This window comes from Vibrio gigantis (assembly GCF_024347515.1).
Lineage (GTDB): Bacteria > Pseudomonadota > Gammaproteobacteria > Enterobacterales > Vibrionaceae > Vibrio > Vibrio gigantis.
This window is the reverse complement of record NZ_AP025492.1, coordinates 2,498,097-2,519,686: the sequence shown is the minus strand read 5'-3', so window position 1 is coordinate 2,519,686 and position 21,590 is coordinate 2,498,097. Positions and strand designations below refer to the sequence as shown.

The 21,590-nt window shown below is 43.5% G+C and carries 18 protein-coding genes and 2 tRNA genes; 10 read left to right on the top strand and 10 right to left on the bottom strand.

All coding sequences use genetic code 11. The features are described from left to right. Positions 1-38: 38 nt before the first annotated feature. A tRNA-Ser gene (locus OCV56_RS11000) sits at positions 39-129 on the bottom strand. A 268-nt stretch (positions 130-397) separates the two neighbouring features. Between OCV56_RS11000 and OCV56_RS10995 the strand changes: the two genes are divergently transcribed. Both OCV56_RS10995 and OCV56_RS10990 read left to right on the top strand, forming a co-directional pair. Further along, complete coding sequence (locus OCV56_RS10995; protein ID WP_086713015.1) at positions 398-841, top strand: RrF2 family transcriptional regulator; 444 nt, start codon at positions 398-400, stop codon at positions 839-841. A 28-nt stretch (positions 842-869) separates the two neighbouring features. Then, positions 870-2,054, top strand: a complete 1,185-nt coding sequence (locus tag OCV56_RS10990; RefSeq protein ID WP_086712959.1) for an NnrS family protein — start codon at positions 870-872, stop codon at positions 2,052-2,054. Positions 2,055-2,751: 697 nt separating this feature from the next. Here OCV56_RS10990 and OCV56_RS10985 read toward each other — a convergent pair. The 3 genes from OCV56_RS10985 to OCV56_RS10975 form a co-directional block, all read right to left on the bottom strand. Next, a tRNA-Ser gene (locus tag OCV56_RS10985) sits at positions 2,752-2,842 on the bottom strand. A gap of 138 nt (positions 2,843-2,980) precedes the next feature. Then, entirely contained in the window at positions 2,981-4,789 is a 1,809-nt protein-coding gene (locus tag OCV56_RS10980) for a DUF3413 domain-containing protein (RefSeq protein WP_086712958.1), read from the bottom strand. Between the two features lie 28 nt (positions 4,790-4,817). Then, a complete protein-coding gene (locus tag OCV56_RS10975; protein ID WP_017068253.1) occupies positions 4,818-5,045 on the bottom strand; it encodes a YejL family protein in 228 nt (75 codons plus the stop codon). Positions 5,046-5,129: 84 nt separating this feature from the next. Here OCV56_RS10975 and yejK point away from each other — a divergent pair, with 84 nt between their 5' ends. The 3 genes from yejK to OCV56_RS10960 all read left to right on the top strand — a co-directional run bounded on the left by yejK (position 5,130) and on the right by OCV56_RS10960 (position 8,895). Next, complete coding sequence (yejK, locus tag OCV56_RS10970; RefSeq protein ID WP_086712957.1) at positions 5,130-6,134, top strand: nucleoid-associated protein YejK; 1,005 nt, start codon at positions 5,130-5,132, stop codon at positions 6,132-6,134. A 105-nt stretch (positions 6,135-6,239) separates the two neighbouring features. Then, entirely contained in the window at positions 6,240-7,640 is a 1,401-nt protein-coding gene (locus OCV56_RS10965; protein WP_086712956.1) for an Hpt domain-containing protein, read from the top strand. 76 nt (positions 7,641-7,716) lie between these two features. Next, on the top strand, positions 7,717-8,895 hold the full coding sequence (locus OCV56_RS10960; protein ID WP_086712955.1) for a chemotaxis protein: 1,179 nt from the start codon (positions 7,717-7,719) through the stop codon (positions 8,893-8,895). A gap of 97 nt (positions 8,896-8,992) precedes the next feature. Here the strand turns inward: OCV56_RS10960 and nhaC are convergent, their stop codons facing one another. Beyond that, positions 8,993-10,429 carry a Na+/H+ antiporter NhaC gene (gene nhaC / locus OCV56_RS10955; RefSeq protein ID WP_017063453.1) on the bottom strand — a complete coding sequence of 479 codons (1,437 nt, stop codon included), beginning with the start codon at positions 10,427-10,429 and terminating at the stop codon, positions 8,993-8,995. Between the two features lie 500 nt (positions 10,430-10,929). On the opposite strand from nhaC, the gene asd reads away from it, so the two are divergent. Both asd and OCV56_RS10945 read left to right on the top strand, forming a co-directional pair. Next, a complete protein-coding gene (gene asd / locus OCV56_RS10950; RefSeq protein WP_017629874.1) occupies positions 10,930-12,048 on the top strand; it encodes an aspartate-semialdehyde dehydrogenase in 1,119 nt (372 codons plus the stop codon). 120 nt (positions 12,049-12,168) lie between these two features. Beyond that, positions 12,169-12,690 carry a prepilin-type N-terminal cleavage/methylation domain-containing protein gene (locus OCV56_RS10945; RefSeq protein WP_086712954.1) on the top strand — a complete coding sequence of 174 codons (522 nt, stop codon included), beginning with the start codon at positions 12,169-12,171 and terminating at the stop codon, positions 12,688-12,690. 62 nt (positions 12,691-12,752) lie between these two features. On the opposite strand, the gene OCV56_RS10940 is transcribed toward OCV56_RS10945, so the two are convergent. Together OCV56_RS10940 and OCV56_RS10935 are read right to left on the bottom strand one after the other, a co-directional pair. Next, positions 12,753-13,598 (bottom strand): ion transporter, encoded by an 846-nt coding sequence (locus OCV56_RS10940; protein ID WP_086712953.1) that lies wholly within the window; start codon positions 13,596-13,598, stop codon positions 12,753-12,755. A gap of 149 nt (positions 13,599-13,747) precedes the next feature. Then, a complete protein-coding gene (locus OCV56_RS10935; protein WP_004734056.1) occupies positions 13,748-14,386 on the bottom strand; it encodes a YchE family NAAT transporter in 639 nt (212 codons plus the stop codon). 640 nt (positions 14,387-15,026) lie between these two features. Here OCV56_RS10935 and adhE point away from each other — a divergent pair. Next, positions 15,027-17,741 (top strand): bifunctional acetaldehyde-CoA/alcohol dehydrogenase, encoded by a 2,715-nt coding sequence (gene adhE, locus OCV56_RS10930; RefSeq protein ID WP_086712952.1) that lies wholly within the window; start codon positions 15,027-15,029, stop codon positions 17,739-17,741. A gap of 189 nt (positions 17,742-17,930) precedes the next feature. On the opposite strand, the gene OCV56_RS10925 is transcribed toward adhE, so the two are convergent. The 3 genes from OCV56_RS10925 to sodB form a co-directional block, all read right to left on the bottom strand. Beyond that, entirely contained in the window at positions 17,931-18,614 is a 684-nt protein-coding gene (locus OCV56_RS10925; RefSeq protein ID WP_086712951.1) for an SDR family oxidoreductase, read from the bottom strand. Positions 18,615-18,889: 275 nt separating this feature from the next. After that, positions 18,890-19,393, bottom strand: coding sequence for a VC2046/SO_2500 family protein (locus tag OCV56_RS10920; protein WP_261901409.1), 504 nt, complete (start codon positions 19,391-19,393; stop codon positions 18,890-18,892). Between the two features lie 246 nt (positions 19,394-19,639). Next, entirely contained in the window at positions 19,640-20,224 is a 585-nt protein-coding gene (sodB, locus tag OCV56_RS10915) for a superoxide dismutase [Fe] (RefSeq protein ID WP_004734050.1), read from the bottom strand. 269 nt (positions 20,225-20,493) lie between these two features. Between sodB and OCV56_RS10910 the strand changes: the two genes are divergently transcribed. After that, positions 20,494-20,832: a Grx4 family monothiol glutaredoxin gene (locus OCV56_RS10910; RefSeq protein ID WP_004741702.1), complete on the top strand. Its 339-nt coding sequence runs from the start codon at positions 20,494-20,496 to the stop codon at positions 20,830-20,832. Between the two features lie 98 nt (positions 20,833-20,930). Further along, entirely contained in the window at positions 20,931-21,560 is a 630-nt protein-coding gene (locus tag OCV56_RS10905; RefSeq protein ID WP_086712949.1) for a DsbA family protein, read from the top strand. The last annotated feature ends 30 nt before the right edge of the window (positions 21,561-21,590 follow it).

Genomic DNA, 21,590 nt, shown 5'->3' with positions numbered 1-21,590 from the left:
CAAAAAAGCCGCTGATTTCTCAGCGGCTTTCTTTAATGTGGTGGAGGGATAGGGATTTGAACCCTAGAACCGCTATTAACGGTTGCCGGTTTTCAAGACCGGTGCTTTCGACCACTCAGCCATCCCTCCGATGCCGCGTATAATATAAGGGTGGCTTTGGCTTGTAAATACCCTTATTAACTGACTGCTTTTTTTATGAACAAGTTTGTGTGTTTATATATTGCTAGAGTGAAAATTCATCTAATACAAGAGATGAAATAGACGAAGTTAAGAGTGCAGGCAAAGGTATAGATTTAGCTTCTTGCTGTATCGTCCTTATCTCTCTCAAGGGTTAATCTTGCCTTTAATGATTATAAGATTCATAATGAATGCATCTTATAAAGTGAAATATCCCACTATGCATATCACACGTTACACTGATTACTCCCTGCGAGTTCTGATTTATCTAGCGATCAACAACCAATCTCTTAGTACCATCGGCGACATTGCTAACAGCTATGGTATTTCTAAAAACCATTTAATGAAGATTGTCCAACAGCTCAACCTTAAAGGGCATTTGATCGCTACCCGCGGCAAAAATGGTGGCTTGAAACTGAGTTGCCCGCCAAGTCAGATCAATATTGGTACGTTAGTTCGAGAATTAGAAGATAAGCGTAACTTGGTTGAATGCTTTGGTGAGGATAATCGCTGTGTCATTACACCAAATTGTCAATTGAAAACTATCTTTGCTGAAGCTCAAGAGTGTTTTTACAAAAGCTTAGACGCTTATAGCTTACAAGATCTCCTAGGCGAAGAGCACAACGACAAGCTGGGACAACTCTTGGCGGTTGAAGTTATTTAATTTTGGTTAACTCACTAGGTTTATGATGATGAAAGATTTAAATGCAAACCTCAATAGTGGCGTCTCAATGACAGCATTTTTTGAACTCGCGTTTCGACCGTTTTTCTTGTTTGCGTCACTTTTCAGTATTGCAGCGTTAGTCGGGTGGGCTGCGTTTTGGAATGGCAGCGCAACCCTGAATGTTTATGGCGGAGCAATGTGGTGGCACATTCATGAAATGTTATTTGGCTTTGCAGCCACCGTCGTGGTGGGCTTTTTACTTACGGCCGTACAAAACTGGACGGGTGTCCGCAGCATCAACGGATGCGGGTTAATGTTACTTCTGGCTATCTGGCTGTGCGCGAGAGTAGCTATGTTCTTGCCAGGAATACTAAGCCCTTGGTTGGTGGCTGGAATCGATTTGTTGTTTTTACCTATCGCTATGATTTCTCTTGCTCACAATATTGTCAGTGTGAAACTTTGGCGAAATCTATTGTTCATTCCTATTCTGCTGCTAATGACTTTTGCCAATGCCGCGATGCATTATGGTGTTCTATTTCAGCAGCCTGTCTTAATTTCGCAAGCGAGTACTGGCATGGTGCTGTTGGTGACCTTAGTAATGTGCATTATGGGTGGACGAGTCTTTCCTATGTTTACCGCTAATGGCACACAGACACCACGAACTCCTGCATTACCATGGCTTGAAAAGTTGAGCATAGTCAGCACGATTTTCGCCGTTGTGTTGAGCTTTCAGATACTTCCCGTTGCACAAGGCATCGTTGCTACCGTATTTATTATCAGTGGTTTGGCAAACTCGCTTAGGGCGGTAAGGTGGAAAATATGGGTAGCATTCAAGACACCCCTCGTGTGGACTTTACATTTAAGCTATTGGGCAATTTCGTTAGGGCTTATTTTATTTGGTGTTTCGATCATTTCGCCATTGGTCACGCAGTCACAAGCGATTCATGCACTAACCGTGGGTGGAATGGGAGTGATGATTTTATCCATGATTTCACGTGTGTCGCTAGGGCATACCGGTCGAACTATCGCGATTGGCAAATTAATGACTGCGGCGTTAATCGCCATTGTCTTTGCCTTTATTGTGCGAGTGTTTGGCGGGTACTTTACCCATAATATTGTTTATATTATCACCTTATCCAGTGCTCTGTGGATTGCCGCATACAGTTGTTTCGCTGTGCTGTACTTACCAATTCTAATAAAACCAAAAGCTTAAATACGCCAAGATAACAAGTAGGTAATTCGACCAATATTAAAGTTGTATTTAAAATGCATCTTTAATATTATGACCTTACTGAGTTACTTAAATACAACCAAAGAGAACATTATTATGAGCTGTTGTGGCGGATGTGGTGGTTCAAACCATGAAGAAAAAGCAAATGAAGCTGAACAAAAGAAACAAGCAGAGCAGCAAGAGACTAAGCAAGAAAACGCTTAATTGAAGCAGCGCTCAAGCCAAATTTAAAAATCCAGAGATTTCGATGAAGCCTCTGGATTTTTTTATTGTTATGGAGCCATAGTGAGAGTCCGAGAAAACCCTAAACTTGATTCGATTCTTCAGTTAATCCTAACCCATCCAATTAATGACTTTACCTAAATGGTATGTATAGCTCGCTAATCACATTCAATGAACGTGCGTGTAGGTAAGTGTGGTTTAACATTTGTATCGGTGGCTGAAACGCGGGGAGTATGCATTGAACTAGGGGGGAAGGACGATAGTCAAACAGCAACAGAGCAGTAACAGCGCCTTGAAGTATTCAATGTGTCGTTAGGAGCAGATTTGTTGTAGGAGCAGATACCAATCAAGTAACCAAAGAAGGTCCCTAGGGATTGTGGAAGATCAGATCTTAGGGGCGATTGGTTGTACATCAGATGCAAAAAAGCCGCTGATTTCTCAGCGGCTTTCTTTAATGTGGTGGAGGGATAGGGATTTGAACCCTAGAACCGCTATTAACGGTTGCCGGTTTTCAAGACCGGTGCTTTCGACCACTCAGCCATCCCTCCAGTGGCGTGAATAATATAAGGGGCAGAGGATCTTGTAAACCCTTAATTTCCATAATTTTGTTTTGTTGCTTGTTTTCTAATCATCCATGGCAATAAAAAAGGGAAGCCACTGGCTTCCCTTTTCTGTTTGCTGATTATTTAGTCATTTTTTGTGTAGAAACGCTGTAGCTCAGTCAGGCCTTGCATTAACACAGGTAAGCGAGGGCTGACGTTTTTCAGGCGTTTGTAATTCTGGTCGTACAATTTGTAGTTACCAAATTTATCTAACACCGTTGTTTGCTGGTCAGTAACAAGAGCAAGTTCACGAGAGTCACCCGCGAGGATCCACTTTCTCTTACGTTCATTAAATAGGCTGCGGCCACTACTGAAATCACTTGGGTTTGAAGACACGCCTAATAGTTCTTGCATCAGTGTTACTGATACGTCTAGGTGACTAGAACGGTGAGTGTATTCAGAAGCAGACTTACCAGGCCAGCTGATAAATAGAGGAACCTGCAGTTGATAGCGACTGTAGTTGGAGTTTGCACCCCAGCTGTTGGTTTTGGTTTCGTTAAACTCAGTACCGTGATTAGAAGTAATGATAACCACCGTGTTGCTGATAAGATCTAAGCGCTCTAGTTCAGCGTAGATTGTTGCTAACTGATCGTCGGCCGCCGTAGCAGATTTCTGATAGTCTGCAGCAAAGCGTTCTGCTGTGGTTAACGTTGAGTCTGACTCTGAATTTGAATCGTAGCTGGCGAAATTATCCAGTGTGGTCAGTTCAATAAAGTTAAACCAAGGGCGTTTAGCTTTTGGTGATTGAATCCAGTCAGACCAAGCTTGTATTGCACTTTGGTCATCATAAGTTGCCTGTTCTGGCATTATATTACGGCCTCGGAAGATGATATCCGAGTAAAGTGCATCGCTAAAGTTGTCGCCACTGAAAGCTGCAAACTTATAATCGTGATTATCTAAAACATCGAGTAATACTGCACTTGACCCTTGAGCTTCGATACTGCTTGCGTAGCTGCTCGGCAAACCATAGAACAAGCCGAAAATACCAAACATATCGTTACTTGAACTGTAGTGATTGGTGAAGTTGATCGACTGTTGTGCGTAGGCGTAGCTGTTTGGCATCGCCGTGGCATTAAGTGCGTCAGAGCGAAGGTTGTTCACACTCACCATCAGGATATTAAGATCATCGCTGCGGCGGTTGTACTGAATTTCTTCGAGCGGGTAGCTAACAAGGTTTACATTGCCTTTGTTCGCTTCTAAGCGCTCTAGATATTCTTCACGGTCTAACAGACCATGTTTCTCCATAAAGCTTTTCGCTGTCATTGGGTAAGACAGTGGGAAGTTCGCTTTTTGGCTCGTAATTGGGTTATAGAAGTACGCATCAGCCCACATGTAAGTCAGGTGGCTACTGATGAAACACAAGAAGAAGACGGCGGTAATTGGACGGCCGATGTGTTTATGAGAAAGTTTTCGCTGCTTACGCCAAACCCATTCAGATAGGCCAAGCTGTAATAAGAAAATAAGCGGCATAACAATGAAGAGGTGCTGCAAATCAGACGTAAATGCAGACTCCTCTCCACTGAATAAAACCTCCCACACGACAGGCGTCAGGTGGAGGTTTATATTTTGATACGTTTGAGTATCAATCAACAGGACAGTTAAACCTATGGTCGCAAAGCAAACGGCAACCAAACGTAATAACTTCCTCGACGGAAGAATAAATGTGAGCGGGAACAGCACTAATAGATAGAGCGCAAATACCAAAAAGCCGAAATGACCAACCCATGAAGCAGCCAAGTAGAATTGACCCAGCAAGGTTTCTGGCCAAGCAGATTGAGTGATATAACGAGTACCAATCAACATCGCAGCAATGATGTTGAAAAATGCAAACCAGTGACCCCAACCAACCAGTCGAGATACACGATCGCTATATGAGTTTGCGCTGTCTACCATTTATAATTCTTTTATCCGTCAATCAAATTTAGTGAGACTTTTTATCTTCAAGAGAAGAAATTAAAGCCTCGGCAAATTTTTCAGCAATTCCTTTGCGTTGTGAAGCAGCAACGTTCTGATTTAAGACATTGGTTGCGATATTTCCAGCGATCATCAGTGAAAGTTCTGGTGAAGCTTTGTGCTTAGATAGTACAGCACCTACTTCAGCTAAGATTTTTTCAACTTGATCATCTGTGTATTTAGATATAATCGGCATAAGGACTCTAATAATGATAGTAAAAGCGGCTTATGATAACCTACTATGCACGACAACTGAAACCTGAACGGTAATATTTTCACTATGAGCCTTCACCTTTCCAACGTAATTTTACACCAGCTGAGCAAGAACGATCAGGATGAGCTGATTGTTAACTATCGTGCTGAATCTCTAGAAAACGATGCTTCATCTGAAAGCCTAGTTGCTGAACTTCACCGTGTTTTTAATTCAAAAGCAGGCAAAGGGTTTGGTTCTTTCAAATCTGACAGTGAATTCCAGCAGTGGTTGCATCAACTTCGTGCTGGTGAGACAAACTTTTACGATTTTTCTCAAAAGAGTGCGCAACGTCTAAAAGACGAGCTATCAAAATACCCATTTGCCGATGAAGGCATCTTGGTAATGGCTGAATATCAGTCACTTGCAACAGATTACCTTTTCATTGGTTTGTTGCCTTCAAACCAAAGCCTAAAGGTAACGGAAGGACTTGATATTAGTGCGACTGACTACCTTGATATCTCAAAAATGGATATCGCGGCTCGCCTAGACCTTTCTACTTATGAGACTGACAAAGAGTCAAACCGTTACTTAACTTACATTAAAGGACGTGTTGGCCGTAAAGTCGCGGATTTCTTCTTAGATTTCTTACAAGCTGAAGTGGGCCTGGATGCGAAACAGCAAAACCAAGTACTGATGCAAGCGGTAGAAGATTTTGTTTCCGACTCTAAACTAGAGAAAGAAGAAGCAATCAGCTACAAAAAGCAGGTTGCGGATTACTGTAATGAACAGCTTAAAGCGGGCGATGAAGTGCAAGTTCGTGAACTTTCCGGTGAATTGCCTGCAAGCACAGATGGAACAAGCTTCTTTGACTATACTAGTGAGCAAGGCTACGAGTTAGAAGACAGCTTCCCACCAGATCGCGCAACTATGCGTAAACTAACAAAATTTGTTGGTGCTGGTGGCGGTTTGAATGTTAGTTTTGATAGTCTGCTTCTCGGTGAACGTATCTTTTACGATCCGGAGACCGACACGCTAACGATTAAAGGCACACCACCGAACTTACGTGACCAACTGACTCGTAATAAGTCATAGTCCGAAGTAAACGGATAGAAGCGGCAGCAGGATGTTGTCGCTTATTTTGTGCTTAATCTTTTAGCTACCATAATGGCTTCAAGTTAACACGCACAAGGAATATAGATGGAACAATCAGTAGCAAAGCCCAAACGTTTTAAAAAACCAGCCACCTTCTTGGTTGTGCTCTTGGCTCTGTGGCTACTTCCTTCATTGGTTCTTCTTAATCTAAGCCGTTCCTACACCAATTCTCTTGCTCAAATCGAAGAACTCGGTATTCGCGTCAACGAATTGAGGCAATCGCTTTATTTCTCTGAGCCGCTGCGAGTCTCTCGTATCAATGATCTAGCACTTGATGCTCAGTTGGTTTATTCGATCCGACTGCAGATTGAATCTGACTTCCAACACGCTTTGTTTCGTCCTGATGTCAACCAACTGCTTTACGTAGCCGATCAGTTCCTAGAAAAGTTTGATGAGTTCATCCCAATCGAAAGCCAAGTTCAAGACATTGTTGATAATATTAAGATGTTACGTGCTGATAAAGAGCTTTCCCCTAAGCTAAAACCGCTACTCAACGAATTCGGGGTTGTGGTATTTGAAGCGATGTATTCTGACAGTCAGAGCTCCTCAGCGACTTATCGTGCCTTTGATTCCATTCTGGAAAAATCTTATTCACTAAAAACCGAAGAGCAAGATGCACTCCAACAGTTACTGGCTGATGCTTCAGCATTGTTGAGTGACTATGCTCAGCTTAACTATTTGGTCGATAAAATTAAGAAAAACTCAGTGAATGAGCAGATCATTAAACTTGAAGCTGAGTTTCACGAACGTCAGTTCAACCTATTACTGGTGATGCTAGGTTTAGGCTTGGTAGCAATGAGCACTTTGGTTGTGTGGGGGCTTAGTGTGAGAAAAGCGGCTCAGCAACCCAAAGGAGAACTGGGTGTTGCCCCTGAACCAAATAAAGAAAAGGTTGTTCAGTTTTCCGATAAGGAAAATGAATTGTTTTCAGAAAGCAGCGTTGATTTTTCCTCCTCTGTCACTAAGCAATCTGAGAGTGAACCTGAGGTATCTGAAGCTGTATTGAATCAGCAACCAGAATATCAACCTCACATGGGATCTATAAGCCAATCTAATACGGTAGAAGCGCCATTAGCGGAGAGACACATTGCCAGTGTGACGGACTCTAAGCCTGCGATTGATATCGAAGAAATGTTGGAAACGCTTGATGGTGACGCTGAGTCGGTTGAATTGTTGCTTGGTGTATTTGTACAAGACCACGCTGGTGACTACGAGAAATTTAAGTCTTTGTTGACCAAAGATGAAACCTCCGCTGCTCGCATTGTGCATAGCTTAAAAGGTGTGGCTGGCAGTATCAAAGCGTCTCGATTAGCCATCATTGCAGCAAGTATTGAGATGACAATGAAGCAATCCCGGGCGATCAGTGATCATGATTTGACTGAACTAGATCAGGCGATAAAAGCCTCTGTGGATTCTGCTCATGAATATTTAGACCGTCAGCATTAACTTTTACAGGAATTTTGACAATACTCTGACGAAGCGCTCATACAATCCGCGCCCTTAGTCTTTGTCAGAGGTTTATATGTTACGAGTTTCGAGTCGAAGTTGGATAGTGTTGGTGCTTAGCATTGTGCTAAGTGGTTGTTCTCTCTTAGAAGTTAAGTTAGATAGTCAGACGACCCCTCTCACTCAACAAGAGCTTAATGCTCGCCTCATGACGCGTGAATTCGCTAAGTTGTTTTTTACACGAGTGGAAGATTCAGCGGATGTAATCGCGCAATCTTACCCAGCTGATGACACCTTACATCAATCTTATGTGTTGCTTTGGAAGATCCACGCAGAGCAGGGCTTACAGCAAGCGGCTTACCAAACCTCCCCTATGTCCGCACTAATTGATTCATGGGTGTTCACCGCGCAAATGAATCAGTTTTACGCTCAAGGCAATGGCGCTGATTTGTTCGTGACCGATGATGCTATAGAAACAGCGCGTTTTCTTGATCAAGAAGCTGAGAAGCTAGCAAAGGGCGTATTGAGCTCAACTGATTTCAAAAAGAGCAAAGCATTCGTCGCAGAGTTTGCTGCGAGCAATCCTTTTAAAGACCTTACCTTCAGAAGTACGCCTGCCTATCGAGAATGGCTAGCTTACCTTGGCAAAGACGAATCTCAAATTGTTCAGAGCCTAGGCACCATGCCTGAAGCTATGAGCGATGCATCAGATCGCTTAAGCCTAATGGCTGATCAAACGCCAAAACTGATGACGTGGAAGGCCGAGTTGGTTGCGATGAACAGTTCACTCACGGGTGAAGATTTGTCGATGACGTTGGAAAGCCTTCGTCAAACATCAGCAAGCATGCAGGATTTCATTGAGAACAACCCTGAATACATGCAAACACTGGCTTCGATTATGTCGACAGAAATGCAGCCATTGCTCAACGACCTTAGCGATAAAACCGACCAAAAGTTAGCGATGCTGAGTGATGAACGTGTGGCACTAGAAAAAATGGTGACGCGCGAGAGAGAAGCATTGGTGGAGATGATCGCGAAAGAGCGCATTGAGATAGCAGGTATTGTGACATCAGAAAGAGAACTGTTCACCAAAGATTTAGACCGTGTCTCTCAAGAGGTGGTCGTGCTTGCGATTGATAAGTTGATGGAGCTAATCAAAGGTGTAATTATCTACTTCATCTTGTTTATTTTAGTCGTGTTCTTTGCACCGTTAGGTATCGGTTATTGGTTGGGTAAACGAACCGCCAACAAATAAACAAATCAGCAGATAAGAAAAGAGCGCTCTAGGGCGCTCTTTTTGCATTTCTGCCATTAACGTTTTGGGTTACGTTCGAAAGTGTTAGCCCATGAACTTAAGCTTGTTGCTTGCTTAGCTCTGTCGCTTCTTCAGCTTCAAACGCTGGTGCTGTTGGTTCACACTTATCAACGAACCAACCCATATAAGACGTCACGATAGTTACAATGATACAGATGAAGCTTAACCACATGAACGGCGCGTAAGACAGCGTCGCAACGCCGAGAATACTCGCCATGTAGATACCGTTATCACTCCAAGGAACCATACCCGACGTTAGCGTGCCACCAAACTCAGCGTTACGAGAAAGGTTCTTACGTTTGTAGCCTAAACGGTCGTAGTTTTTCGCACAGATTTTTGGAGTAAGGATAAGCGATACATACATTGCTGAACCGAACACGTTGCCCATGAAAGCAGTACCAATTGTACTCGTTGCTAGTGAGCCAGCGCTGTTTACGCGGCGTTCAAACACCTTAGCGATCGTCTCTAGTACGCCCACTTTATCCAGCAAGCCACCAAAACCTAGACCAAATACGATAACCGCAACCGAACCCAGCATTGAAGACATGCCGCCACGGTTAAGAATTGAATCAATGAATTCTACGCCAGATGAGATTGAGAACGGTGCCCAAGCTGTGTTGAATGCCGTTAGGAAGTCAATATCTTGGATCATGACTGCCCAGATAATACCCAACAGAGAACCAAAGCTGATTACCGGGAATGAAGGCATACGGAAAGCCAACAGACCAAGCACGATAAGTACCGGAACGAATGAGTAAGGCGTGATGTAGAACTGAACTTCCATCGCTTTGATGACAGAGTCTACTTGGCTCATGTCAACGTTGCCCGCGTAGTGGAAACCAAACGCAGTAAACATGATGCCCGTAATCACGTAGCTGATTAACGCAACTGGAAGCATACCTTTGATGTGTTCAACCACTTCAACACCAGACATTGAAGAAGCCAGAATCACCGAATCAGAAAGCGGAGACATCTTGTCACCGAAGTAACAACCTGATAGCACCGCACCTGCAGTAATCGGAGCTGGAACACCTAGGCCTTGGCCGATACCCATCATCGCGATACCTGCTGTACCCGCAGCGCCCCAAGAAGTACCAGTAGCCAATGCGGTTAGAGAACAGATGATCATGGTCGCTAAAAGGAAGATAGAAGGGTGGATAGCTTTCAGACCATAGTAAATGATAGTAGGTACGATCCCGCCTGAGATCCAAGTACCAACAAGAGCGCCAACGGCTAAAAGTATTAAAACCGCGCCTAAGCCATTGGATATCCCTTTGAGTGCTGCTTTTTCTAAGTCTTTGTATTGGTGTCCAAGACGAATACCAAGAACCATGATAATGAACCAGCCAATATACAAGGCAAGTTGAATTGGAAGGTCAAGCTTTGCAGTAAAGGAAAAAGCAAGGGATAGAAATAGTCCTAACGCGATGAATACCTGCAATAGGTTCGGTAGGCGAGTTTTACTCTGCTTCATAAAAGCCTCTTGTGATTTCGAGCATTTATAGTGCTTCGTTATAGTGTGTGGTGCAAAACGGACACTACAGTAATTAGTTTATTATATCGAAAAAATACACCAAAGTTGTGATATTTGACTGTTAACTCAATCAATTGTGGTTTCATAATCTAAAATTTTGTTAAATTCATGATTGTTACATGTTGAAATCTGTCGCACGTTGTTTTCGTTTTGTAAAATAAAATTCTGTTCAACCTTGGTTTGAAAGAGGGATTTACTGTTTGTGATGAGCGTCGTTTGAATCGATTTTGGCGATGTAAATGTTTGAATTTGACGATAACGGGCGCGGAATCAATGAGGTGGAGATGGAATGTCGATACAGAGATAACTACTCGATTCATTACGTTCACTTAAAAGAAACGAAAAAGTTACACTTTTTGACAAAAAGCACTTGAGTTCTGTTTCTGAAAAACTTATAGATGGGGGAGAGCGATTTTTAATTTATACATGGAGAGTGAGCGATGAGAGTAGGTCTAGTTGGTTGGCGCGGTATGGTTGGTTCTGTACTGATGCAACGTATGGTTGAAGAGAAAGACTTCGACTTGATTGAGCCTGTTTATTACAGCACATCTCAGATTGGTATTCCTGCCCCTGTTCTAGGTGGTAAAGATGCGGGTCTACTTCAAGACGCTTTTGATATTGATAGTCTAAAACAGCTTGATGCGGTTATTACTTGTCAAGGCGGCGATTACACATCAAAAGTATACCCAGCACTGCGTCAAGCTGGTTGGAAAGGTTACTGGATCGATGCAGCCTCAACTCTGCGTATGGACGCTGATTCAATCATCACTCTTGATCCTGTTAACTTGGCTCAAATCCAGCAAGGCATTCACAGCGGCACCAACACTTTCGTTGGCGGTAACTGTACTGTGAGCTTAATGCTTATGGCTCTAGGCGGTCTATACGAGAAAGGCATGGTTGAGTGGATGAGTGCCATGACTTACCAAGCGGCTTCTGGTGCGGGTGCTAAGAATATGCGTGAGCTGATTTCACAAATGGGTGTGATCAACGACAGCGTAAGTTCTGAGCTAGCGAATCCTTCAAGTTCAATTCTTGATATCGATAAGAAAGTTGCTGATACGATTCGTTCATCTTCATTTCCAACAGACCAATTCGGTGCACCGCTTGCAGGCTCACTGATTCCTTGGATTGATGTGAAGCGTGAAAACGGTCAAAGTAAAGAAGAGTGGAAAGCCGGTGTTGAAGCGAACAAGATTCTTGGCCTAGATGGTCAGCCAATCCCTATCGATGGTACTTGTGTACGTATCGGTGCAATGCGTTGTCACGCTCAAGCACTAACGATCAAGCTTAAGCAAGACGTTCCAATGGACGAAATCGAAGAGATCATCGCGACGCACAATGATTGGGTTAAAGTGATTCCTAACGATCGTGACATCACTGCGCAAGAACTGACGCCAGCTAAAGTAACAGGCACGATGTCTGTACCAGTCGGTCGTCTACGTAAGATGTCAATGGGTAATGACTTCCTAAACGCATTCACGGTTGGTGACCAACTGCTTTGGGGTGCAGCCGAGCCATTACGTCGTACTCTGCGTATTATTCTTGCTGAGAAAGCGTAACTGCCTCATTTTTGAGAATAATTAACGAAGAAGCGCCTTAGGGCGCTTTTTTTGTTTCTGATGACAGAAGCCTGACTTTAAAACCTTACATTTCGTGCGTCTTAAAGTTGGAGCTAGAAAATGAAAGCAAACCTTAAAGGTTTTACTCTTATCGAGTTGATTGTTGTTATCGTCATTATTGGTGTTTTAGCGGTTGTTGCGGCACCTAGGTTTTTAAATATACAACATGATGCCAGAGCTTCGGTGATTGAAGGGTTAGGAGCATCCGTTCATACAGCTTCCGATCTTGCATTTGAAAAAGCCGCAGTTGAAGGTATGGAAGACCAAGAATCATATTTGATTCCTGAGTATGGACGTGTGAAGTTTGGTTACCCCGCTGTTGAAAAGGGAGGAATGGAAAACTTTTTAGCGATTGATTCAGGGTTTCATGATCTGACTACAGAGTGGACATGGGCTGCGCATAATAATGGGCCGGTGAGCGACCCAGACCTATGGCTGATTACCCGATCGGAATATTTGTCGGATGTTCTTCCTAATGATTTCAATACCGCGATCGAGAAAACGCAGTGTTACGTGAAGTATACGGCTGCGATGGAAGCGAACGATGACTATAAAGTCGAAGTGTTTACGGACGGTTGTTAATTGCTGTAGTTAGATAGTTAAAAAAACAGAAAGAGCTCCTAGGAGCTCTTTTTTATGGGTATCTATTCTTTCTCTTCAGTCACGACACGTTTGTCGGGATCGGCTAATTCACTGGCACAGTGTTTACAATAGATGGCGTCAGAATCGTGGCCTGAACGGTTGCAGTTTGGGCACTTGACCAACTCTTTGTGCGAGTTCATTTCATTGCTGAGTTCTGCGGTAATAATCCCAGTCGGTACGGCTAAGATTGAGTAACCCAAGAGCATAGTTAGAGATGCGATAGCTTTACCTAATGCGGTTTGCGGCACCATATCACCGTAACCCACGGTTGTGATGGTCACGATAGCCCAATAGATGCTGTGAGGAATACTTGTGAAGCCATTGTGGGGACCTTCAATAACAAAGATCAGAGCGCCAAAGATAACGACCAAGATGCCGACGGTGCTAAAGAAAATCAGTATCTTTCGTCGTGCCATTAATAGTGAGCGTAATAGGATATTGGAATCTTGCAGATAGCGCACCAGCTTTAGGATTCGGAAAATACGCATTACACGCAGCAGTCTTACTACACCCATAAACGAAGCGCCTGGGAAGATGATCGCTAGGTAGGTCGGAAGAATCGCCAATAGGTCAACGACACCATAAAAGCTGGTGGCATAAGATTTCGGCTTAGGAGAACAATAGAGCCTTAAAAGATACTCGATAGTAAATAGGGCAGTGAAACTGTACTCGATGTAACGAAGCTGTTGTGACCATTCAGTCATAACATTAGGGATGGACTCTAGAATCAGTACCAACAGCGAAGCCAAGATTGCAACGATCAGAGAGATATCAAATGCGCGTCCAGCTGGCGTGTGAGTACCAAAGATAATGACGTACAAATGATGCTTGAGTGGCTTGCGTGACATAAGGTGAGATTCATCTTCTGTTAAATGTATTAACAGTCATTATACAAGCTTCATAATAACGAGGCGAGTGAAAGCCCAATCGCTTTACTCGCCTCATCTATATTTGAATATTTTTGCCCTTTATAGAGCTACTGAAATGCCGATAAACGTTATGCCAAACCTGGGAACAGATTACGCAGGCCATTGGCGATGAACTCGATGCCTAATGCGCCAAGAATCAAACCCATAATACGTGTAATAACGTTGATACCTGTTTGACCTAGGAAGCGAACGATAACTGGCGCTGAACGGAAAAGAAGCCAAGAGCATGTTGCAAATGCGATGATGCTAATGCCGATGCCTACCGTATCAATAGCTGCAGGGTAGCGAGACCCGTAAACAATCGTCGAGCTGATTGCACCCGGACCAGCCATTAGAGGCATAGCCAGTGGAACAACGCCGATTTGCTCTTTACTGATGTACTCAGATTTTTCCTGCTTGTTCTGCTTATCTTCACCGAGTTTACCGCTCATCATCGAAAATGCGATGCTCAATAACAGTAAACCACCTGCAACGCGGAATGAATCCAACGAGATGCTAAACATATCAAGAAGCATTTGCCCTGCAACAAGCGACACAATCAAGATAACGGCAACAGCAATGTTGGCTTGTAAGGCCGTCCTGTTTCGCTCTTCTGGTGGCATATGAGCAGTTAGAGAAACAAAAACAGGCATGATGCCGATTGGGTTTACGGCTGCAACAAGCCCAAGGAAGAATTGCATAAAGATTGCGAGTTCTAAACCTTGCATGGGAGCGATCTCCAAGTAACGTAAAGTAGGATAGTGGGTTTGATCTGACCTCTGTCAGAGTGCGTAATGTAAGGGACAAATTCAATGAGAGCGAATGAAAAAAACTAACCTGAACAGGGGGCTGTTTTTTAGAAAAACTAATTGAGTGTCATGTCTGTAATACCATTGTTACAAGGTGTTTTCTCGTGTTTCGTGTTGTAACTTAATTTGAACGTAATGTTACCTCACGCACGCTTTTAATAAAAATTATGACAGTTTCTAGCTCGTTGCAACGGTATGGATATACTCTCAGTAGCACAGTTTTAGCCGTATACATGTAAGTGAACTGATTAAAAATGAAACTTTTTTACAGTTTATGACACGAAGTAGAAAATAATTATCTAATTGCTTGTTTTTTGCTCGATAGTAAAGTGTGATTTAAATCCATATAAATCATTAGCTTATGGTTATTTTTGCGATTGCCTTACCACTAATTGGGTAATTCTTTTTGGGTAACTGATCTGGGTCAATTTTTTTCACACACTGAAATAATATACTCAGCCCTGAAAGCAATTTACTAAGAACGCTGTTTTAAAGGGTTTAAGGCAAGCAGCGAATTTAATAAAAAGTTTTTAATATTTATTATTTTAGGAGATCCACCATGCCTGTAACTAACTTAGCGGAACTTGATGCTCTAGTAGCTCGCGTTAAAGCAGCACAAGAAGAGTTTGCAACATTCTCTCAAGAGAAAGTTGATGCTATCTTCCGCGCAGCTTCTCTTGCAGCGAACCACGCTCGTATCCCACTAGCACAACAAGCAGTTGCTGAATCTGGAATGGGTATTGTTGAAGATAAAGTTATCAAGAACCACTTTGCTTCTGAATTTATCTACAACAAATACAAAGACGAAAAAACATGTGGCATCTTAGAAGAAGATGACAACCTAGGCACAATGACTATCGCTGAGCCTGTAGGTATCATCTGTGGTATCGTTCCAACAACGAACCCAACTTCTACAGCAATCTTCAAATCTCTAATCTCTCTTAAAACACGTAACGGCATCATCTTCTCGCCACACCCACGTGCAAAGAACTCTACTAACGACGCAGCGAAGCTGGTTTTAGACGCAGCGGTAGCAGCGGGTGCTCCAAAAGACATCATCGGTTGGATCGACCAACCATCTGTAGAGCTTTCTAACGCGCTTATGAAGCACGACGGTATCGCACTTATCCTTGCTACTGGTGGTCCAGGCATGGTTAAAGCAGCATACTCTTCTGGTAAGCCTGCTATCGGTGTTGGTGCTGGTAACGTTCCTGTAGTTATCGATGAAACAGCAGACATCAAACGTGCTGTAGCATCTATCCTAATGTCTAAAACATTCGATAACGGCGTTGTATGTGCTTCTGAGCAAGCTGCAATCGTTGTTAGCGATGTATATGAAGAAGTTAAAGAGCGTTTCGCTTCTCACAAAGCTCACGTTCTATCTAAAGCTGACGCTGATAAAGTACGTAAAGTGCTGCTTATCGATGGCAACTTAAACGCTAAAATCGTAGGTCAACCTGCTCCAGCAATCGCTGAAATGGCGGGTGTTAAAGTTCCTGCTGATACAAAAGTACTTGTAGGTGAAGGTCTTGGTAAAGTTTCTTACGATGACGAATTCGCTCACGAGAAACTATCTCCAACTCTAGGTCTATTCCGCGCAGACGATTTCGAAGACGCTGTTGCTCAAGCGGTAACTATGGTTGAAATCGGTGGTATCGGTCACACATCTGGTCTTTACACGAACCAAGATACTAACGCAGACCGCATCCGTTACTTCGGTGACAAGATGAAGACTGCTCGTATCCTAATCAACATCCCGACTACTCACGGTGGTATCGGTGACCTGTACAACTTCAACGTTGCACCTTCTCTAACTCTAGGTTGTGGTTCATGGGGTGGTAACTCTATCTCTGAGAACGTAGGTCCTAAGCACCTTATCAACAAGAAAACTGTAGCGAAGCGAGCTGAAAACATGTTGTGGCACAAACTACCTAAGTCTATCTACTTCCGTCGTGGTAGCCTTCCAATCGCAATGAGCGACCTAGAAGGTAAGAAACGCGCATTCCTAGTAACTGACCGTTTCCTATTCAACAACGGTTACGCTGATGACGTAGTTAGCCTGCTTAAAGCACAAGGCATCGAAGTTCAAACTTTCTTCGACGTAGAAGCGGATCCAACGCTATCTGTTGTTGAGAAAGGCGCTGAAGCAATGAAGAGCTTCCAACCTGACGTAATCCTTGCTCTAGGTGGCGGTTCTCCAATGGATGCTGCTAAGATCATGTGGGTTATGTACGAGCACCCAGAAACTCACTTCGAAGAACTAGCAATGCGCTTTATGGATATCCGTAAACGTATCTACAAGTTCCCTAAAATGGGTCAAAAAGCTGAGCTTGTATGTATCACTACAACTTCAGGTACTGGTTCAGAGGTTACTCCATTCGCTGTTGTTACAGACGACAAGACTGGTGCTAAGTACCCACTAGCTGACTACGAAATCACGCCAAACATGGCTATCGTTGATGCGAACCTAGTAATGAACATGCCTAAGTCTCTAACAGCGTTCGGTGGTTACGATGCAGTAACTCACGCTCTTGAAGCTTACGTATCTGTTCTAGCGAACGAATACTCAGACGGTCAAGCTCTTCAAGCTCTTAAGATGCTTAAAGAATACCTACCATCAAGCTACAAAAATGGTGCGGCTGACCCAATCGCTCGTGAGAAAGTGCACAACGCAGCAACTATCGCTGGTGTAGCATTTGCGAACGCATTCCTAGGTGTGTGTCACTCAATGGCTCACAAAATTGGTGCTGAGTTCCACCTACCACACGGTCTTGCTAACGCGCTACTTATCTCAAACGTTGTACGTTACAACGCGAACGATAACCCAACTAAGCAGACTGCATTCTCTCAGTACGACCGTCCACAAGCACGCCGTCGTTACGCTGAAGTTGCTGACCACCTAGGCCTAAGCCAAGCTGGTGACCGTACTGCTCAGAAGATTGAACGTCTACTGACTTGGTTAGAAGAGCTTAAGAAAGACCTAGACATCCCACTATCTATCCAAGCTGCGGGTGTTAACGAGTCTGACTTCATCGCTAAACTAGACGAGCTAGCTGTTGAAGCATTCGATGACCAGTGTACAGGTGCTAACCCACGTTACCCTCTAATCACTGAGCTAAAAGAAGTTCTAACAACTTCTTACTTCGGCCAACCATACGTTGAAGGCGAAACTTTCGAAGGTACCACAGTTATCCTAAAGAAAGCAGACCAAAAGCCGGCTGAAGTGAAAGCAGAAGCAGCGCCAAAAGCTAAAAAAGAAAAAGCTAACGCATAATAAGTAAGCATTAGTTTTGAGATAAGTTTTCGCTAGCACGATACTTATCTATCGGGAAAAGATAAAAGCCCCAGTCGAGAGATTGGGGCTTTTTTTATGTTTGCTGGCTATTCTACAGACTTTGAAAGGCTCAACTTATACGACTTAATTCTAAATGAATTGCGTGTATTTACTTGGAGTAGAGGAGGGCTAAACCTCAGCAGCTACAACCCGTCCACTAAAGTAATCATTAGAGACAATGTATTCCGTTGTTCTGGTCAGTTCATCTTGCAGTTGCGCCCAGTGACATCGGTTGAGCTTGCCATCGGAATTATGTACTGCGGGTACTACGCCACCGACTCGAATACCAAATGGAGTGAGTTCTTTCGCCCAACTATGGGTAAAGCCGGTGATCATTGAGTTCGCGCTCTCTAAGCCGGATACATCATGAAAGTCATCGTGGGATATCACATTTACAATCACGCCTTCCTTATCTTCCTCTCTCAATCTCTCTGCGCTGATTTGTCCAAATGCGAAAAGGGTCGATGCCATCGATGAGAGATCATCAATAAAGCTACTCACAGGCTGATCGCCAATTAGGCTGGGCATCGGGGAGCTTATCCAGTTATTGACTAGCACATCCGGTGTGGTGTTGAAGGTGGTTTGAATAAAATCGTATACGCTGAGAATCGCTTGGCTGTCATTGCCAGTGAGTGTGTAGTGGTAAACCGAGTCAGAAAAGCGGGCACATTGTAGATACGTCGCTTGAAGCGCTTCCGTGTCTTTATCGCAAAGGATGACTGTGGCTCCAAGGTTAACAAAGTGGTTCGCAATTGTCCCTCCTAGTCGCGAGCCGGCAGATGTCACCAATATGATTGAGCTTTTTATTTCCATCCCAGTACCTAAACAAATCATCCGTGTCGGATAAGAATGGGTTAAATTTCATACAATGGGTGTGAATTGGTTCAAACTAAGGTGCGCCAATTAATAAGTTTTTATGAACTTAGTGGCAGGTCACATTTTGTAGTAACTTCAAGCGGTAATCGACAATGGGAGTTTTGAGCATGCCCAAGGCTGGTGGTTCATATCACTAATGTGAATCATTTAAAGGCATGAATTGAACAAAGTGGATAGAGGGACAGTAATACAGCTAAAAAGAGAGGCTGAAGTTATACCTGAGCCAGAATTTGATACTGACGCTGAGCAGTAGATAACTCATTGTAAAGCGTCGCTGACGGAAGGTCTGGATGGTTTTTGTTGGCTAGCTTACGACGATCGTGACCGGAAAGGTTTTGGTAAACCTCTTCGGGTAAGTCAGCCGTATCTTCTGGCATGAAGGCAAGCGCTTCAGGTTTCAAGTAATGACTAAGTTTGGCACTGGCAAGGCTAGCCTGATGAAAATGATTAGATTGCTGAGCTGAAATCTCATACGACGATTGGTCTGAGCGTAGTTGCTGCGGTTTTGCTACGCCGAATTGCCTGCGTAGGCGATCTTCATTTGTCTCTGTGACTTTTATCGTGTCGATGGGCGTACAATCGCGAACATCATTAGAAAACATAGATAACAGCAACGCGAAATCTGCACGGCGACCTTGTTCAACCGCTTGGCTGATCCCGATGCCGAACTTCAGTTCGTTGATGATTCCTGCTTTGTCTAAAGTATGTATCTGCATGACGCCTCTCATTTGATACACCTTTAACGGCATGAGGTCGGCAAACTTTAGTGTTTAGTTACAGGCGAATAGATAATTTCTGCAGGATGGTTTAGAAAAGTAAGAATAGGTTACAGTTGGCTAGATGGGCTAATTCGTCCCGTAATATTCGCATTGACTAAAATGTGGCAGATGCAAAAAAGCTCACGCCGAGGCATGAGCTTTCAATAGGTAACTCGCTATAAAATAGCGCAGCGTAAGTAATAATTACTTCGCTAGGTTCTCTTCTACGAAAGACCAGTTTACTAGGTTCCAGAATGCAGCCATGTAGTCAGGGCGAACATTGCGGAAATCGATGTAGTAAGCGTGTTCCCATAGGTCAACAGTTAGAAGTGGAGTAACACCTTCTTCTGTTAGTGGAGTCGCAGCGTTAGAAGTGTTAACGATGTCTAGAGAACCGTCAGCTTTCTTAACTAACCAAGTCCAAGAAGAACCGAAGTTGTTGATTGCTGAATCAGTGAATTTCGCTTTGAACTCTTCGAAAGAACCGAATGCAGCGTTGATAGCTTCTGCAACAGCGCCAGTTGGTTCGCCGCCTGCTTTAGGAGCAAGACAGTGCCAGTAGAACGTGTGGTTCCAGATTTGAGCAGCGTTATTGAAAACACCACCAGTAGAAGTCTTAACGATCTCTTCTAGTGTTTTGCCTTCAAACTCAGTACCTGGGATAAGACCGTTTAGCTTAACAACGTAAGTGTTGTGGTGCTTACCGTGGTGGAAATCTAGCGTTTCTGCTGAGATGTGTGGTTCTAGCGCGTCTTTCGCGTAAGGAAGAGCCGGTAGTTCAAATGCCATTGCTCAATTCTCCATTGATATGAAAGAGTTAACTCTTTCGATTGCTTCCAGTGATATTATTATTCATGGCTCGCTATACTGCCAACCATGGTCAATTTGCTGACTTGCGATATAGTTTAGCAAGTTTTTACTTTATTAAAAGCTTATTTCATCACTTTTGTGTGAATTGTTAGCTTAGTCTATTAACCTCTTTTTTTGTATGGTTTTTATTCTTTTAGTTTGGGGTAGAATAAAGGCAATAAAAGCCGTAATCCATTAACGAGGAAGCAATGGAAACTATCGATAAAATCAAACAGCAAATTGAAGAAAACACTATTCTACTGTACATGAAAGGTTCTCCTAAGCTACCTAGCTGTGGTTTCTCTTCTCAAGCGTCTCAAGCTCTAATGGCATGTGGCGAAAAATTTGCTTACGTAGATATCCTACAAAACCCTGATATTCGTGCAGAGCTTCCTGCTTACGCACAGTGGCCAACTTTCCCACAACTTTGGGTTGAAGGTGAGCTAATCGGTGGTTGTGACATCATTCTTGAGATGTTCCAAAAAGGCGAACTTCAGCCAATCATCAAAGAAGCGGCTGCTAAAGTTGCTGGTGATGACGCTGAGTAAGCTCTAGCCTTTGTGCTGAATAGTTAAAATGAGGGGCCTTAATCAGGCTCCTTTTTTGTTGGAATTGATAGAAGAGTCGACTCGATAAGGAACGAACAATGAACGTAAAACTTCATTATGTGCATGATCCAATGTGCAGCTGGTGTTGGGGTTACAAGCCAACACTTGAGTTATTGAAACAGCAATTACCCGCGAGCATTGAGTTTAATTACGTAGTTGGCGGTTTGGCGCCGGATTCTGATGAGCCAATGTCAGAAGAGATGAAAGGCAAGCTGCAAGCGATTTGGAAGCAGATTGAAGCTAAACTGGGTACCGAGTTTAATCATGAGTTTTGGACTGAGTGTCAACCTGTTCGCAGCACTTACCCTGCGTGCCGTGCTGTGATCGCCGCAGGTTTTCAAGATCACTACGAAGCGATGCTTGAAGCGATTCAACACGCGTACTACCTTCGCGCGATGTTGCCACACAGCCAGGAAACGCATCTGCAGTTGGCTGAAGAGCTAGGCATGAATGTACAACAGTTTGAAAATGACCTTTCTAGTAAGTTATTGGAAAGTGAGTTAGATGACCAGTTAGGCTTTAAAGAAGCGATGGGGGTGTTTTCTTACCCGACCTTAATGCTTGAAGTAAATGGTATTTTTAGTGAAGTTGAATTGGATTACCATTCAACTGAAGCGACGCTTAAGTCTATTCGCGAAATTCTAGTGAATAACGCTCCCGCTGCATAATCCAGCGAGAGCTGTCTGTATTGACGCATG

Bases quoted from the DNA above. Each gene is read 5' to 3' on its own strand.
- OCV56_RS10995 (WP_086713015.1), top strand. From the start codon at position 398: ATGCATATCACACGTTACACTGATTACTCCCTGCGAGTTCTGATTTAT.
- OCV56_RS10990 (WP_086712959.1), top strand. From the start codon at position 870: ATGAAAGATTTAAATGCAAACCTCAATAGTGGCGTCTCAATGACAGCA.
- OCV56_RS10980 (WP_086712958.1), bottom strand. From the start codon at position 4,789: ATGGTAGACAGCGCAAACTCATATAGCGATCGTGTATCTCGACTGGTT.
- OCV56_RS10975 (WP_017068253.1), bottom strand. From the start codon at position 5,045: ATGCCGATTATATCTAAATACACAGATGATCAAGTTGAAAAAATCTTA.
- yejK (WP_086712957.1), top strand. From the start codon at position 5,130: ATGAGCCTTCACCTTTCCAACGTAATTTTACACCAGCTGAGCAAGAAC.
- OCV56_RS10965 (WP_086712956.1), top strand. From the start codon at position 6,240: ATGGAACAATCAGTAGCAAAGCCCAAACGTTTTAAAAAACCAGCCACC.
- OCV56_RS10960 (WP_086712955.1), top strand. From the start codon at position 7,717: ATGTTACGAGTTTCGAGTCGAAGTTGGATAGTGTTGGTGCTTAGCATT.
- nhaC (WP_017063453.1), bottom strand. From the start codon at position 10,429: ATGAAGCAGAGTAAAACTCGCCTACCGAACCTATTGCAGGTATTCATC.
- asd (WP_017629874.1), top strand. From the start codon at position 10,930: ATGAGAGTAGGTCTAGTTGGTTGGCGCGGTATGGTTGGTTCTGTACTG.
- OCV56_RS10945 (WP_086712954.1), top strand. From the start codon at position 12,169: ATGAAAGCAAACCTTAAAGGTTTTACTCTTATCGAGTTGATTGTTGTT.
- OCV56_RS10940 (WP_086712953.1), bottom strand. From the start codon at position 13,598: ATGTCACGCAAGCCACTCAAGCATCATTTGTACGTCATTATCTTTGGT.
- OCV56_RS10935 (WP_004734056.1), bottom strand. From the start codon at position 14,386: ATGCAAGGTTTAGAACTCGCAATCTTTATGCAATTCTTCCTTGGGCTT.
- adhE (WP_086712952.1), top strand. From the start codon at position 15,027: ATGCCTGTAACTAACTTAGCGGAACTTGATGCTCTAGTAGCTCGCGTT.
- OCV56_RS10925 (WP_086712951.1), bottom strand. From the start codon at position 18,614: ATGGAAATAAAAAGCTCAATCATATTGGTGACATCTGCCGGCTCGCGA.
- OCV56_RS10920 (WP_261901409.1), bottom strand. From the start codon at position 19,393: ATGCAGATACATACTTTAGACAAAGCAGGAATCATCAACGAACTGAAG.
- sodB (WP_004734050.1), bottom strand. From the start codon at position 20,224: ATGGCATTTGAACTACCGGCTCTTCCTTACGCGAAAGACGCGCTAGAA.
- OCV56_RS10910 (WP_004741702.1), top strand. From the start codon at position 20,494: ATGGAAACTATCGATAAAATCAAACAGCAAATTGAAGAAAACACTATT.
- OCV56_RS10905 (WP_086712949.1), top strand. From the start codon at position 20,931: ATGAACGTAAAACTTCATTATGTGCATGATCCAATGTGCAGCTGGTGT.